Origin of the sequence: Robertkochia aurantiaca (genome assembly GCF_020166495.1) — a bacterium.
GTDB classification, from domain to species: domain Bacteria; phylum Bacteroidota; class Bacteroidia; order Flavobacteriales; family Flavobacteriaceae; genus Robertkochia; species Robertkochia aurantiaca.
Map to the genome: position 1 here is coordinate 49,253 of NZ_JAINZS010000005.1, position 14,784 is coordinate 64,036.

Annotated in this window: 17 protein-coding genes; 5 read left to right on the plus strand and 12 right to left on the minus strand. The window is 43.4% G+C overall.

The features are described from left to right. Window positions 1–35 precede the first annotated feature (35 nt). The 4 genes from rpsA to K7R10_RS09010 form a co-directional block, all read right to left on the minus strand. Window positions 36–1,862: a 30S ribosomal protein S1 gene (gene rpsA / locus K7R10_RS08995; RefSeq protein ID WP_224484371.1), complete on the minus strand. Its 1,827-nt coding sequence runs from the start codon at window positions 1,860–1,862 to the stop codon at window positions 36–38. Between the two features lie 228 nt (window positions 1,863–2,090). Continuing rightward, window positions 2,091–2,798: a (d)CMP kinase gene (gene cmk / locus K7R10_RS09000; protein ID WP_224484372.1), complete on the minus strand. Its 708-nt coding sequence runs from the start codon at window positions 2,796–2,798 to the stop codon at window positions 2,091–2,093. Window positions 2,799–2,804: 6 nt separating this feature from the next. Then, window positions 2,805–5,255 (minus strand): endopeptidase La, encoded by a 2,451-nt coding sequence (gene lon / locus K7R10_RS09005; RefSeq protein ID WP_224484373.1) that lies wholly within the window; start codon window positions 5,253–5,255, stop codon window positions 2,805–2,807. Window positions 5,256–5,276: 21 nt separating this feature from the next. Beyond that, the gene (locus K7R10_RS09010) at window positions 5,277–5,480 is read right to left on the minus strand and encodes a hypothetical protein (protein WP_224484374.1); all 204 of its coding nucleotides are present in this window, start codon (window positions 5,478–5,480) and stop codon (window positions 5,277–5,279) included. A 74-nt stretch (window positions 5,481–5,554) separates the two neighbouring features. On the opposite strand from K7R10_RS09010, the gene K7R10_RS09015 reads away from it, so the two are divergent. Genes K7R10_RS09015 through K7R10_RS09030 form a run of 4 tightly spaced genes read left to right on the plus strand, consistent with a single transcriptional unit; the run spans window position 5,555 to window position 8,478 of the window. Then, window positions 5,555–6,112, plus strand: coding sequence for an RNA polymerase sigma factor (locus K7R10_RS09015; RefSeq protein WP_224484375.1), 558 nt, complete (start codon window positions 5,555–5,557; stop codon window positions 6,110–6,112). Then, window positions 6,109–6,663, plus strand: a complete 555-nt coding sequence (locus K7R10_RS09020; protein ID WP_224484376.1) for a hypothetical protein — start codon at window positions 6,109–6,111, stop codon at window positions 6,661–6,663. Before K7R10_RS09015 ends, K7R10_RS09020 begins: the two co-directional genes overlap by 4 nt. Continuing rightward, entirely contained in the window at window positions 6,644–7,723 is a 1,080-nt protein-coding gene (locus K7R10_RS09025) for a DUF4097 family beta strand repeat-containing protein (RefSeq protein WP_224484377.1), read from the plus strand. Before K7R10_RS09020 ends, K7R10_RS09025 begins: the two co-directional genes overlap by 20 nt. Before the next feature lie 26 nt (window positions 7,724–7,749). Next, a complete protein-coding gene (locus tag K7R10_RS09030; RefSeq protein WP_224484378.1) occupies window positions 7,750–8,478 on the plus strand; it encodes a head GIN domain-containing protein in 729 nt (242 codons plus the stop codon). 58 nt (window positions 8,479–8,536) lie between these two features. Here the strand turns inward: K7R10_RS09030 and K7R10_RS09035 are convergent, their stop codons facing one another. Both K7R10_RS09035 and trxB read right to left on the minus strand, forming a co-directional pair. Continuing rightward, window positions 8,537–8,836 carry a hypothetical protein gene (locus K7R10_RS09035; protein WP_224484379.1) on the minus strand — a complete coding sequence of 100 codons (300 nt, stop codon included), beginning with the start codon at window positions 8,834–8,836 and terminating at the stop codon, window positions 8,537–8,539. 124 nt (window positions 8,837–8,960) lie between these two features. Further along, window positions 8,961–9,929, minus strand: a complete 969-nt coding sequence (gene trxB, locus K7R10_RS09040; RefSeq protein WP_224484380.1) for a thioredoxin-disulfide reductase — start codon at window positions 9,927–9,929, stop codon at window positions 8,961–8,963. Window positions 9,930–10,144: 215 nt separating this feature from the next. Between trxB and K7R10_RS09045 the strand changes: the two genes are divergently transcribed. After that, window positions 10,145–10,594, plus strand: coding sequence for a hypothetical protein (locus K7R10_RS09045; protein WP_224484381.1), 450 nt, complete (start codon window positions 10,145–10,147; stop codon window positions 10,592–10,594). 44 nt (window positions 10,595–10,638) lie between these two features. On the opposite strand, the gene K7R10_RS09050 is transcribed toward K7R10_RS09045, so the two are convergent. The 6 genes from K7R10_RS09050 to K7R10_RS09075 all read right to left on the minus strand — a co-directional run bounded on the left by K7R10_RS09050 (window position 10,639) and on the right by K7R10_RS09075 (window position 14,631). Next, window positions 10,639–11,565 carry a hypothetical protein gene (locus K7R10_RS09050; RefSeq protein ID WP_224484382.1) on the minus strand — a complete coding sequence of 309 codons (927 nt, stop codon included), beginning with the start codon at window positions 11,563–11,565 and terminating at the stop codon, window positions 10,639–10,641. Window positions 11,566–11,598: 33 nt separating this feature from the next. Next, a complete protein-coding gene (locus K7R10_RS09055; protein ID WP_224484383.1) occupies window positions 11,599–12,012 on the minus strand; it encodes a hypothetical protein in 414 nt (137 codons plus the stop codon). A gap of 101 nt (window positions 12,013–12,113) precedes the next feature. Next, window positions 12,114–12,569: a methyltransferase family protein gene (locus K7R10_RS09060; protein ID WP_224484384.1), complete on the minus strand. Its 456-nt coding sequence runs from the start codon at window positions 12,567–12,569 to the stop codon at window positions 12,114–12,116. A 67-nt stretch (window positions 12,570–12,636) separates the two neighbouring features. Beyond that, window positions 12,637–13,899 (minus strand): NAD(P)/FAD-dependent oxidoreductase, encoded by a 1,263-nt coding sequence (locus K7R10_RS09065; protein WP_224484385.1) that lies wholly within the window; start codon window positions 13,897–13,899, stop codon window positions 12,637–12,639. A 141-nt stretch (window positions 13,900–14,040) separates the two neighbouring features. After that, entirely contained in the window at window positions 14,041–14,283 is a 243-nt protein-coding gene (locus K7R10_RS09070; protein ID WP_224484386.1) for a heavy-metal-associated domain-containing protein, read from the minus strand. Between the two features lie 9 nt (window positions 14,284–14,292). Next, window positions 14,293–14,631 carry a rhodanese-like domain-containing protein gene (locus K7R10_RS09075; protein WP_224484387.1) on the minus strand — a complete coding sequence of 113 codons (339 nt, stop codon included), beginning with the start codon at window positions 14,629–14,631 and terminating at the stop codon, window positions 14,293–14,295. Between the last annotated feature and the right edge of the window lie 153 nt (window positions 14,632–14,784).

Here is a 14,784-nt window from a genome sequence, read left to right on the forward strand (position 1 = left end):
CCGGAGGCTTTTGTCTTAAAGAAAGGTCTCTGAGATTACTCTCCTTTACCTTCCATCTTATCTTTAAGGGCCTGCAGTTCAGCGTTAGCATCACCAAGCGTTGTTTTCTCCGCTTGTTTACCGCGCTTAGCAGCAGCCTTAACATTCTTCTCCTCCTCTTCTCTGAAGATAGCGGTATGAGAAGCTACTACTCTCTTGAATTCTTTGTTGAACTCAATGATCTTGAAGTCTGCTTCTTCACCTTTTTTCAGTTTCTTACCGTCTTCTTTCTCAAGGTGACGTGAAGGAACAAATGCAGTGATATCATCATTAAATTTGATGGTCGCACCTTTGTCAACGATCTCGTCGATGGCAGCGGTGTGAACCGTACCTTCACCGTATTCTTCTTCATACTTATCCCAAGGGTTCTCCTGGGTCTGTTTGTGACCAAGACTCAGTTTGCGTCCATCCACATCCAGCTCAAGTACTTCAACCTCCAGCTCATCTCCTACGTTTACGAACTCAGAAGGATGCTTGATCTTCTTGGTCCAGCTAAGGTCAGAGATATAGATGAGTCCGTCGATACCTTCTTCCAGTTCAACGAATACACCGAAGTTGGTGAAGTTTCTAACGATTCCTTTGTGACGTGATCCCACAGGATATTTCTCTGTGATATCAGTCCACGGATCAGGAGTAAGTTGCTTGATACCAAGTGACATCTTACGATCTTCACGATCAAGGGTAAGCACTACTGCTTCAACCTCATCACCTACATTTACGAAATCCTGTGCAGATCTCAGGTGAGTAGACCATGACATTTCTGATACGTGAATCAGTCCTTCCACTCCTTCAGCTACTTCGATAAATGCACCGTAATCAGCGATCACAACAACTTTACCTTTCACTTTATCTCCTACTTTCACCTCATCTCCAAGAGCTTCCCATGGATGCTTCTGAAGTTGCTTCAGACCCAACTGGATACGTGACTTGTTATCATCGAAGTCAAGAATAACCACGTTCAGTTTCTGATCAAGCTCAACAACCTCGTTCGGGTGGTTGATACGTGACCATGAAAGGTCGGTAATGTGAACAAGACCGTCAACACCTCCAAGGTCGATGAACACACCGTAAGAAGTGATGTTCTTAACAGTACCTTCAAGTACCTGACCTTTTTCAAGCTGTCCGATGATCTCTTTCTTCTGCTCTTCGATATCGGCTTCGATAAGCGCTTTGTGAGAAACAACAACGTTTTTGAATTCATGGTTGATTTTAACCACTTTGAATTCCATTGTCTTACCTACATACGCATCGTAATCGCGAATTGGTTTCACATCGATCTGTGATCCTGGAAGGAAGGCCTCGATTCCGAATACGTCAACGATCATACCTCCTTTAGTTCTGCACTTCACAAATCCGTTTACGATCTCTCCTTTATCATAAGCCGCGTTCACACGATCCCAGGCCTTGATGGTTCTTGCCTTACGGTGAGAAAGCACCAACTGCCCGGTTTTATCTTCACGAACGTCGATCAGTACTTCTACTTTGTCTCCTACCTTCAGGTTAGGATTGTAGCGGAACTCGTTCAAAGAAATAACCCCTTCAGATTTCGCGTTGATGTCGATGATCGCCTCCCTGTCGGTAAGGTGAACAACAGTACCTTCAACCACTTCCTCATCGGCTGTATCTACAAAGTTCTCTTCAACAAGAGATTCGAATTCCTTCAGTTTCTTGTCTTCAACCTGCTCAATACCTTCTTCGTATTTCTGCCAGTCGAAGTTCTCCAGAAATTCTTCCTGAGATACGGTTTCTTTAACTTCGTTCTTTGCTTCCTGCGATTTTGCCTCCTGGGCAGTATTCGCAGCGTTTTCTTTAGTTTCAGCCATGTGCTGATAAAAATTTGTATTCTGCATTTAACCGGAAGATTAGCAACCTAAACACAGAAGGAGTTAACATTTACAGTTTTATTTTTTCCCTTTTTCCCTTCCGGATCTTGTTAAAAAAGGAGTGCAAAAATACAATTATATAAATTGATTCACAAACAATTATAAACAAAAACCCCGACCCATGGGCAAAAGCCAACAGGTCGGGATTAAAATATCATAAAACACTGATTAACTGCCTGATTCCTGTTTTTCTGAGATACAGGCTCTCGCCCGATCCATAATGGCGGCAAACTGTTCTTCGATGGTCATATGACTATTATCGATAGCGATGGCATCTTCTGCGCGGATCAAAGGAGATTCTTTTCGTGTCGAATCCAGATGGTCACGCTTCCTGACATTTTCCAGTACCTCATCAAAAGAAACCTGATCACCTCTGTCGATTAATTCCTTATACCTTCTTTGGGCCCGGGTTTCGGCCGATGCTGTTATGAATAATTTCAGATCGGCATCGGGAAACACCACGGTTCCTATGTCCCGGCCATCCATGACCACGCCTTTATCACGGCCCATTTCACGCTGTTGCTCTACCAGCTTTTTACGAACTTCTGCAATGGCAGCAACAATACTAACCTTACCTGACACCTCAAGAGTACGTATCGACTTTTCAACATTTTCTCCGTTCAGATACATATCTGCCTTACCCTGGCTGTCATTCTTTCCGAACCGAAGGGTGATTTCCGGCAGGGCGGCGATTAGTTTCTCCCCCTGAAGGGTATCATTCTCAAACATCCCATTTCGCAAGGCATACAAAGTGACAGCGCGATACATGGCTCCACTGTCAACGTAAATATAATCGAGGGCTTTGGCCAGTTGTCTGGCTATGGTGCTCTTTCCGGTAGATGAATGACCGTCAATGGCAATAGTGATCTTCTGCATCAGGGATTATAGTTTCTTGGCGTTCTTAACTTTTTGATTTGTGAGGGCGATATCTATCACCTCACTCATTTCTGTGACATAATGAAACTTCAATCCTTTCAGATAATCAGCCTTGATCTCTTCCACATCTCTTTTGTTCTGTTCACATAGTATGATCTCTTTAATATGCGCTCTTTTAGCCGCAAGGATCTTCTCTTTAATACCTCCCACCGGGAGCACCTTACCCCTCAGCGTGATCTCTCCGGTCATCGCAATACTCTTTTTCACCTTCTTTTGTGTAAAGAGAGAAACCAGTGATGTAAGCATGGTGATACCGGCACTCGGTCCGTCTTTGGGTGTCGCTCCTTCCGGTACGTGGATGTGTACGTTATAGTTACCAAATACCTCAGGATCTATTCCGAGTTGTTCAGCATTAGACTTGATGTACTCCATGGCAATGGTCGCCGATTCTTTCATTACCTGCCCCAGATTCCCCGTAATATTAAGACTTCCTTTTCCTTTGGATAAAATAGACTCTATAAATAAGATATCACCTCCGACTCTGGTCCATGCAAGACCGGTAACCACCCCGGCAATGTCGTTATTTTCATATTTATCTCTTTCAAGGCGGGCGGGTCCCAGGACCTTTTCAATATCATCGGAGGTAACCTTAACGTTATACTCTTCTTCCATCGCGATGGACTTAGCTGCGAAGCGAACCATTTTTGCGATCTGTTTTTCCAGGCCTCGCACCCCGGATTCCCGGGTATATCCTTCTACGATCTTTTCCAGTTCCTTCTTACCTACCTTTAAGTCTGATTTTTTCAAACCGTGCTCCTCCAGTTGCTTTGGCAACAAGTGTCGTTTAGCGATCTCAACCTTCTCTTCAATGGTATACCCATTCACGTTGATAACCTCCATACGGTCTCTCAAAGCAGGTTGAATGCTCGACAAATTATTAGCCGTCGCGATGAACATCACTTTCGACAGATCATACCCCATCTCCAGGAAATTGTCATAGAATTCACTGTTCTGTTCCGGGTCCAGCACCTCCAGCATTGCAGATGAAGGATCACCACTATGGCTCGAAGAAAGTTTATCGATCTCATCGAGTATGAAAACAGGGTTTGATGTACCCGCTTTTTTAATCGACTGTATGATACGGCCGGGCATAGCTCCTATATAGGTTTTACGGTGACCGCGAATTTCGGCCTCATCACGCAGACCACCCAATGACATACGCACGTATTCACGACCCAGGGCTTCAGCTACCGATTTCCCGAGTGAGGTTTTACCAACCCCGGGAGGTCCGTAAAGACACAGTATAGGTGACTTCATATCGTTCCTGAGCTTGAGAACCGCCAGGTATTCGATAATCCGGCGCTTAACATCCTCCAGTCCGTAATGATCCCTATCGAGTATTTTTTCAGCTCGTTTCAGGTCGAACTGGTCTTTGGAGAATTCATTCCAGGGTAATTCCAGGAATAGCTCCAGGTAATTTCTCTGAATGGAGTATTCGGCCACCTGGGGATTCATTCTCTGAAGTTTCATCAACTCCTTCTCGAAATGCTCTCCGACCTTTTTACTCCATTTCTTCTCTTTGGCCTGCTGCCGCATTTCCTGTATCTCGGTCTCAGAGGAAACCCCACCCAGTTCTTCCTGTATGGTTTTCATCTGCTGATGCAGGAAGTACTCGCGTTGTTGCTGATCAAGATCTGATTTCACCTTCGACTGAATATCATTTCTAAGTGCCAGCTTCTGAAATTCGACATTCATGTGTTTGAGGGTGGCCAGGGCCCGTTCTTTCAGGTGACTGATCTCCAGCAGCTCCTGCTTTTCATCAACCTCCAGATTCATGTTGGCCGAGATGAAGTTGATAAGAAATGAGGAGCTCTCGATATTCTTGATCGCAAAGGAAGCCTCTGAAGGAATATTCGGGCTGTCTTTAATGATTTGCAGGGCAAGTTCCTTTACCGAATCGATGATGGTTTCGAATTCTTCATTCCCAGCTTCAGGCTTCACCTCAGGAAAATCCTTGATATCAGCCTTAAAATATGGATCTTCAGTGGTCAGCTCTTCGATCTCAAAGCGTTTCTTTCCCTGTATGATCACTGTGGTATTTCCATCGGGCATTTTCAACACCCGCAGGATCTTGGCAACCGTTCCGATCTTATGAAGGTCATCACTTCCCGGATCTTCAACGGTTTCATCTTTCTGAGCCACCACCCCGATCACCTTGGTGTCATTGGCTGCATCCTGTATCAGTTTGATAGACTTATCTCTTCCCGCCGTAATAGGAATTACCACACCCGGAAACAATACCGTATTACGAAGAGGTAAAATAGGAAGGCTTTTAGGCAGCTCCTCCCTGTTTATCTCCTCCTCATCTTCCGGAGTCATTAAAGGGATCAGATCGGCATCATCATCGATATTCTGCAATGACAAACTGTCAATATTTATAAATTTTGAATTGCTCATAATTTCATTTAGGTCATTCTGTCACCCGGACAGATTTTTCTTTTTCTCTACAATTTCGCTGACACCCTGTATTTCATAAGGTTTTGCTTTAAACAATGCGAATCCACGCAACCGTGCAAAGGGTATCGCTTTTCTTAAGACAATAGCTGTGCCAATTTGAATGTTCGAACAGGCTGCAACCGGCTCCGGCACTTTAAAACCACAGGAATATAAGAGATTCAACAAGTATTTTCTAATTTTTTTCAGCTGAAGTGTAACAAATGGAAAAATGATTCATCTTTATAATAAAGAAATACTTTTTGAGCCAACCTGTAATACATATCGATACGCTTGTCGAGGGCTGTCGCAATGGAGACCGAAATGCCCAGATGGAATTATATAATCGCTATTACAAGGCGATGTACAATACCGCTGTGAGGATCGTAAAAGACAGTTTTGAAGCTGAAGATATCATGCAGGAATCGTTCTTGAAAGCTTTTACGAAGATCGACACCTTCAGGGGTGAGGTAACATTCGGAGCCTGGCTGAAACGCATCGTGGTTAATGACAGCATTTATCATTACAGGCAAAAGCTGAAAAAAAATGAAATCGCTCTGGACACAGTAATGTACAGGGTTGAAGACAATGCAGGTAGTGACCCTGATCATGAGTTTACCGACATACAGGCTCAAAAAGTGTTGCAAACCATGAAAATGCTGAAGGACAATTACCGCATTGCTTTAACCCTTCACCTGATCGAAGGATACGATTACGAGGAGATGGGTGAGATCCTGGAACTGAGCTATGCCAATTGCAGAACCACTGTTTCGCGAGCAAAAGAGAGTTTAAGAAAAAAACTGGCCGAGGCCGTATTATGAAAGAAAAAGATAACATAGAAAAATTATTCGATTCACTTCAGAATCAGTTTGACCTGGAAGAACCCAGGGCCGGACATCAAGACCGGTTCGCAGCACGCCTGGAAGCTCAGAGAAACTCTGAAGCTGATGGGTCTTCACAAGGTAGCAGCTGGTGGAAAGTGCTTTCGGTTGCTGCAGCGATTACCCTTATAGTGACAGTGGCAGCATCGTTGTTTTTCACCCAGCAGCAAAACGATCAAATGCCCGAAGAGTTTCAGAAGACCGAGTTCTATTTCGCATCGGTAATTGAAGAAGAGATGCAGAAGGTAGAAGCCGCGGCCACTCCGGAAACCCGCAAGTTGATAGATGACACCATGCTTCAGATGGAAAAGCTGGAATCAGATTATGAATTGCTGGTGGAAGAGCTCAGGGAAGAAGGCAACCGCAAACAGATTCTCCATGCGATGATCACCAATTTTGAAACCCGAATCAACCTTTTACAAGACGTATTAGACCGAATAGAAGAAATTAAAGAATTTAAATCCGACAATGATGAAGCGAATATTATTTAATACCACCCTGACTTTGATCTGCCTGCCACTATTGGCACTGGCATCGAACCCTAAATGGCAGGGACGATACACCAAAGAAAAGAAGATCAACAAGGAATTCCAGGTAAATCCTGATGCCCTCCTGGAGATCGAAAACAGTTACGGAAATCTGTATCTTACCAGCTGGAACGAAAACCGGGTGGTTATAGAGGTACATATCAAAACAAACTCAGATAATGAGAGTAAAGCCCAGAAAAAACTGGACGAAATAAGCGTAAGCTTTGAGAATAATCCCGGAATGGTCAGTGCCAAAACCAAATTTGAAAAAAGCAGCTGGAACTGGTCATGGGGTGGAAACAACAATGTGAGTATGGAAGTGAATTACATTGTAAAACTTCCCCGTACCAACCGCGTTGACCTCAGCAATGACTACGGGAGCATCAACCTTGACAAACTAGACGGGAAAGCGGTGATCAGCTGTGACTATGGCAGAATCGACATCGGTGAACTCAACCATTCCGACAACGAGATCAGTTTTGATTATACCTCAAAATCAGCCTTTGGATACATCAAAGGTGGTGAGATCAGGGCAGACTACAGCACTTATGAAGTGGAGGAAGCCGAAAGACTTACTATTGCCGCCGACTATACCAACAGTACCCTAAAAAAGGTTAACACCCTTAACTATGCCTGCGATTACGGAAGCATGAAGGTGGAAGAGGTCAACAATATTGAAGGAAGAGCCGATTACCTGTCCACCAAGATAGGAACGGTTCACGGCGACCTGAACATCAGCTCTGACTACGGCTCCATACGCATCGATGAATTGGCCGCTGACGCAGGAAATGTTCAGATCAGCACTGATTACACCGGCATCAGAATCGGCTACAACAGTGGCTACCATTTTGATTTTGAAATCAACACAGAATATGCCGGAATCAGCGGAGATACCGATTTCGATTACGATATTGTACGGGAAAAATCATCTGAGAAATATTATAAAGGCTACTACGGCAGCAAGGGTAAAAATACCATGAGAATCAGTTCTGATTACGGAAGCATTAAAATGAGCAAACAATAATAATCATCAATTAAAAATCGACTATCATGAAAAAAGTAATTTTTTTAACCGCCATGTTAATCACTACTCTCACCCAGGCTCAATGGTGGGGAAACGACACCGTTAAGGGGAATGGCGAAATGACCAAAGAAGTCAGGGAAACCTCAGACTACGACGAGATAAATGTTGCCGGGTCTTTCGATGTACTTCTAACCTCCGGCTCCGAGGGCAAAATTGAGGTGGAAGCAGAGGCCAACCTGATGGAGTATATCATAGTGGAAACCAATGGAAGTAAACTTAAAATCAAGACCGAAGACGGTTATAATCTGCGACCCAGCAACGGAAATTCGATCGTGATCAGAGTACCTGTTGAAGAGATCGAAGAATTGAATCTTGCGGGATCTGGTGATGTGAGATCTGAAATAACCCTTAAGGCTTCTGAATTCGAAACCAGCCTGGCCGGATCCGGGAATATCAGCCTGGACCTTGAGGTGAGCGAACTTCACGCAAATATAGCCGGTTCCGGTGACATTATCCTCTCTGGAAGCAGCGATGATTTCGACTGCAATATTGCCGGATCTGGGGATATAGATGCCTTTGATCTGAAATCACGTGATGTAACGGTTTCCATAGCCGGTTCAGGAGATGCCAATGTTTATTGCGATGGAATCCTGAAAGCCAGCATCGTAGGTTCAGGAGATGTGAATTACAAGGGCAATCCTACCAAAGAAGAAAGCCGATCAATGGGATCAGGTGACGTGAGTAAAGCAAAATAACTATTATAACTTCAGAATGAATTAAAAGGAACCTGTTCTATTACGACAGGTTCTTTTTTTATATACTCCTTTGGTTATTTGAATAGACAGAGTCCTTCGTTCGAGTCTCCTTTCTGAACCTGAACCGGTTCTTTTCATTCAGGTCATCAGAGAAAGGGATATAAAAGAACTTCAGCTGGTTCAATTTATCTTTAGGTGTATCTCTGGAATCGATTAAATACACTTCGTAAGGCACCAGCATTTCAGGGAACAACTCCGGCAGCTCGGTTTGGGGTGAGATTACCGGATATTCCTGAGCATTCAACCATACGGGTAGTGCGATAAAAACTAAAAAACAGATGTTTTTCAACCATTTCATAACCTCAGTAAGATAGGCTTACCTGCTGGTTCATTCAAAAGGAATATTCCCCGTTTTCATCCTTGTGGAAATAAAAAGCCCGTGGGATTTCCACGAGCTTTTTAATTCTATATCACTATAATTCTCAGGCTTCCACCTCTTCTTTACTTTCTACGGCTGCAAGATATCGTTCAGCATCAAGTGCTGCCATACATCCTGTTCCGGCTGCGGTAATCGCCTGCCTGTAAACCTTGTCCTGCACATCTCCACTGGCAAAGACTCCTGGAACATTGGTCTTGGTAGATTTACCGTCGGTTTGTATATAACCGGTCTCATCCATGGTCAACTGACCTTTGAAGATCTCTGTATTCGGTTTGTGGCCTATGGCTATAAAAAGTCCCGTTACCGGAATCACCTCTTTTTCGCCTGTCTCATTATTGAAAACCCTGATTCCTTCTACCACCTGATCACCTAAAACCTCTTCGATCTCAGTATAGTAACGAACTTCGAGATTCTTGGTGCTATTTACACGGTGCTGCATCGCTTTAGAGGCACGCATCTCCCCTTTTCTGACCAGCATGGTCACCTTGCTGCAAATATTCGCAAGATAGGTTGCTTCCTCAGCCGCGGTATCACCACCCCCTACGATGGCAACATCCTGACCTTTGTAGAAAAAGCCGTCACAAACCGCACAGGCAGACACACCCCCGCCTCGCAGACGCTGTTCACTGGGAAGGCCCAGGTATTTTGCGGTGGCTCCTGTGGCGATGATGATCGATTCGGCATGAATCTCGTGTTTGTCATCAACTATAGCTTTATGTACTCCTCCATGTTCTTTTGAAAGTTCGACCTTGGTCACCATTCCCATGCGAACCTGGGTACCAAAACGCTCAGCCTGCTTCTGCAGGTCCATCATAAGCGCCGGACCGTCTATACCTTCCGGATAACCGGGAAAGTTATCTACCTCAGTGGTTGTAGTTAACTGTCCGCCCGGTTCCAGCCCGGTATACATAACAGGTTTCAGATCAGCACGTGAAGCATAGATCGCTGCAGTATACCCTGCAGGTCCTGACCCGATGATCAGACACTTTACATTTTCTGCTTTTTCAGCCATATTTCTTGATTTATTATCGATTAACAAATGTACTTTATTTTACTAAAATGCCCTCGTGAGTGCAAGCAAAATCTTGAAAGGTTCGAGACCATATAAAATGATCATTTACTTAGACGCACGCAAATATCTTTGATTACAGTTGAATGATTTTCAATGATTTTTTGTAATTTAATAGTGACAATTCGCTGAATTTCAACTTTTTAATACATAAAAACATGAAATCAATTCTTTTCACCATCGGCTGTATTTTTGCTTTGATACTAATTTCCTTTAAAACGACTGAAACTACCGATAAACATACCATTGAGGGTATCTGGGAACTCGTCGATCAATATACCTATGATGGCGAAAACGTGGTCGATACCATTGAAACCAGTGAAGGCTACCGTCAGATCAAAATGTATACAGACGGAAAGGTCATGTGGACCCGTTTTGTTCCTCAGGATTCAGTGGAATGGTTCGGTTACGGTTCCTATATCGTTACCGACAGCAGCCTGATCGAAACACTTGAGTACGGTTCTGCCTCAATGATGCAAATCATCGATACGATGAGGGTCTTTACCTTTAAACTGGATCTGAAAGATGATTATTACAGTCAGATCACCCTTGATAGCGACGGTGATCCCATATTCTCTGAAAATTATAAAAGAATCGGTCCGAAATAACAGCATGCCCGTATAAACCTGACCAGCAAAGTTGATATTAGCCGCTAAAAATTAAAATTGGTAACCAGATTCACCTGGTGAAAATTACTACGGTTAAAAATAACATCAGGTGATACTTCATTGACGTTCCACTTATAAACATATAACAGGTCTAATTCAAGATTTTTAAGGAATCCCTGAAAATCATAGTGCAGTCTTGAATTTACCTGGTAATATTCATCCTTTCCATATTTGTTGAATACAAAATTATCTGCCTCAGCACCAAACACTCTTGTAAAGTCTAAACCAAGATTCAGGTTTCTAACTCTACCCGGGTAAATATCCCCCCTTAGGGTAAGAACATCCACATCACCAAATCCCTCCAGCCTGGATCGGGGTACCGAAGTAAAAACCCTGTCTCTGCCCAACTCCCGGGGAAATAAAAAACGACCTGAATCAAACGCATGAGAAAAAGACAGGCTTACAGCGTAGCCTCGGTCAGACATGCCTGCGTTCACGCTTATAACCTGCCCGTTTTCCCCCGGTTGAACATATCGATCAGGCTCCGGCAGATCCCGCTGTTGCTCCAAAGGCCACTGGTAGAGATACTGTAACCCGCCGAACCAGTTATTCTTCTCAAATACAGCCTGCAGCCAAACAGTGTTCATGATCCTGTCCAGGTACCATTCGTGAAACTCCAGTGAAAATGCGTCAATCGAATAGCTGTAATTGAGAAGGGCGATTCCATTTGACCCGGTCTTTTCATTATATTCAGCCGGGTCACCATTGGGAAGATAACCATTATTCTCCAGGCCGATTGCTTCGTTGAAGTCATACCACTCTACCGTTGATCTTGGAGAAACCCGGTTGATCCAGGCAGCATTAAGACGATGTTCAACAGCCGGTTGCCAATACAGCCAGCTGCCATTAAAAGCAAAAGGCTTCATACGTTCGTCACTTTCATTCAGCAAGGGTGTGTTCTGAATCTCCATCTTCCCGTAAGTGATATAGCCACTGTGAAACCGTTAGGTGATGTATAATTCTTCGAGACGATCAAGATCATTAAAATTATGAGGATCGGTAATATCATAAAGCTCGAATTCCCATCTGGCCATTTCACCCACAGTGGGATCTGCCCTGTTGAGATCTGAAGAGAACGTGCGATAGGTAAATATACCTTTAACTCCTGCTTCGAATCCCTTCCAGTTTGAGGTGCGAATGGCAATTGCACCCCCGGTGGCATTCGTATAATAATCCGTCAGTTCTCCTTCATTCAGGGTACTCATGAAGTAGTTTCTTATATGGCCGTGAAAATGGGCCTTTCCGAAAATATCAGACAATTTCTTGTCTTCCGTTTCAATTCCGTGCTGCTGCCCCTTGACGACATTTGCCCCTAACAACAGCAGTACCGGCAACATCAAAAATCTTTTCCCTTTCATAAATTACATTATCCATCAGTGAATTCCATGTCTGACGCAGAACATCAGAAAAAACCATTAATCATAAAATCCATTGAACAAAGTAAACCTGAAAAGCCGTCTCAGTCAGTAACCTTGGTTACGTCAGGAAAAAACCGTGAAGTCTGCCTCGAATATGCTTCGTACGAACTGTATCGTTCTTTCAGAAGCTTCTCTTCAAAGTTCGATTTATAATAAAAGAAAATGTAGAGCACTCCAGCGATCAGGAGTTTGTAGAAAGAAGTATCAAAGATGGCATACCCCGTGGCCACAAGAATAATACCACCGTAAATAGGGTGTCTTACCCACTTAAAAATTCCGTTGGTGATCAGTTCAGAGTTTCTTCCGGGTGAAGGAAAAGGCGAAAGATTGGTATTAAGCCGAAGCAAAGCAAGTATAACCATAATAAGACCGGAGGCCATGAGAATAACCCCGGCTGTTGCCCACAGATAATGGCCCTGCCATGTAACCATGCTGACGGGTATCAGATACACCCCAAACAATATAAATTGCGAACATACCCAGATATAGTCTTTCATTGTTTTCATATAAACATAAAAGCAGGAGGTATTATCCTCCTGCTTTAAATCAATCAATTAAACCAATTTACACGTTCTTACCTTTAAGCATTTTGTTCCAATACAGGTAAGGCAGCATGTATTTCTTCAATATCCATAACCTCCAATGCTCCTTTGAAGAGTCAGATATGAGCATCTGTTTTAGTTTGGGATCAGGGGTGAAATTGCCCTCGTAATCAAATTCAGCCAGGACCATTCTGCCGTAAGCCGTTACAAGCGGACAAGACGAATACCCATTATACCCCTTGTTGTCAGCACGTTTTTCGGCGATCATCTTTAAGATATTGTCGATGACTACCGGGGCTTGTTTCCTAACAGCTGCGCCTGTTTTGGCGGTGGGTAAGCCGGCCACATCTCCTAAACCGAAGATATTATCATATGTATTATGCTGTAGGGAATGAATATCAACATCCAGCCAACCGTCTTTATTAACCAAGGGCGAGTTTCTCACAAAATCAGGTGCTTTCTGAGGCGGGGCCAGGTGTAACATATCAAATGGCATCGCTATAAGCCCGTCATCAGTGAGTTTTTCGCCCTTGATTCCCCCTGTTGGATCTTTTTCCTTTTTGTCTTCCGGTGCCACGTAATCGAAATAGACAATATTTCGATCTGCATCGATCTTAACCGGGCTATAAAATGGCTTAAATTTCATATCATACCGTGCCATGACCTTTTCGAGCGTTTCCCTGACCGGTTTAATACCGAAGATCACTGAGCCCGGAGTTGCGAAAATCACCTCGCTTTTATCAAGCAGATTGTTTTTTCTCAGATAGTCAGCTGCTAAATAAGCTATTTTCTGAGGAGCTCCCCCACATTTTATGGGTGTTGCAGGCTGCGTAAAAACAGCATTTCCTCCTTTAAAGTTCTTAAGAACCTCCCAGGTGTGTTCGGGATCGGTATAATTACTACAGACCACTCCCTTATCGATCGCTTCCCGCAGACCTTCTATCTTATCATAATCCATCACCAGACCCGGTGCAACCACCAGGTAATCATATGAAAGATCACCGTTTTTCTCTGTACTTATTTTATTGTTATCAGGATCAAAAGCTGTAGCATAATCCCTGATCCAGGTTGCTCCCTCAGGGATCACCTCTTTCATGGGTTTAGCCGTCTTTTCGTATTCGTAGGTTCCGGCTCCTACCAAAGTCCAGGCCGGCTGGTAATAATGGGTGTCTGCAGGTTCAACAATAGCTACCTGCAGTGACTTGTCTTTTTCCAGAAACTGGGCTGCGGTCATTATTCCGGCGGTTCCACCACCGATGATAAGGATTTGATAGTGCGTACTCATAGTTTGTTTAATTTATACTATAAAATTACGAAATGAAAAGGGGGGCTACCGTAACTCATGTTACAATAGCTCCCCCTAATTTACCACTTCTATATCGCTCAAAACATGACCGATATCACCCCAGTCTGCCGCCGGCACAACTCAGAACAGACTTTGCTTTTGCACCCAGGTTATTCTTTTCCCCTCAGGAGGGTAACCCATATCCTTCAATGCTTCATAAGCCCTTAGCACCACGGGAGTCTCAGTCACTTCAAGTTTCACCATATGATCTTCAAGATTTATCTTTACCGATAGTATCCCGTTTATTTTCTCTAATTCTCTTATGATGGTTTTTGCACATCCACCACACTTGAGATTCTGTATACTTATTTCGTAATTCATCATATCCTGATTTTATATATTCATGATACCTCCCCTGAGATCGTAAATTTCTTTAAACCCCATATTAAGCATCTTAGCGCCCGCTTTCCTGCTGCGATTACCTGAACGGCAGTAAATATAAACCGGGAGATCTCTGGGTAATCCGTTGATTTTCCTGATAAATTCAGCTCCCTGCAAATAATCGATATTAATCGCCTTATCTAAATGTCCCGATCTGAATTCAGCTGGAGTTCTGACATCTATTATAGTGACACTTTTGTTCCCTGTTCTATTAAGGAACTCCGATTTTGAAAGCACCTTAAAGTTGTTGTTAACAGGCTTTCTCTTGAATAAGCTTTTCAAAAAATTCATCTTCATCTTTTTTAAAAAAAGGAAGCAGTATCTACTGCTTCCTTTACAACCAACTATGACTAACCAACAAATCCCTTGATTTCAAGCATATGATTATTATGCTCGCGTTCGTCAGCCTGATAAAAGTAATCTTATTAAAAACTGCATACAGTA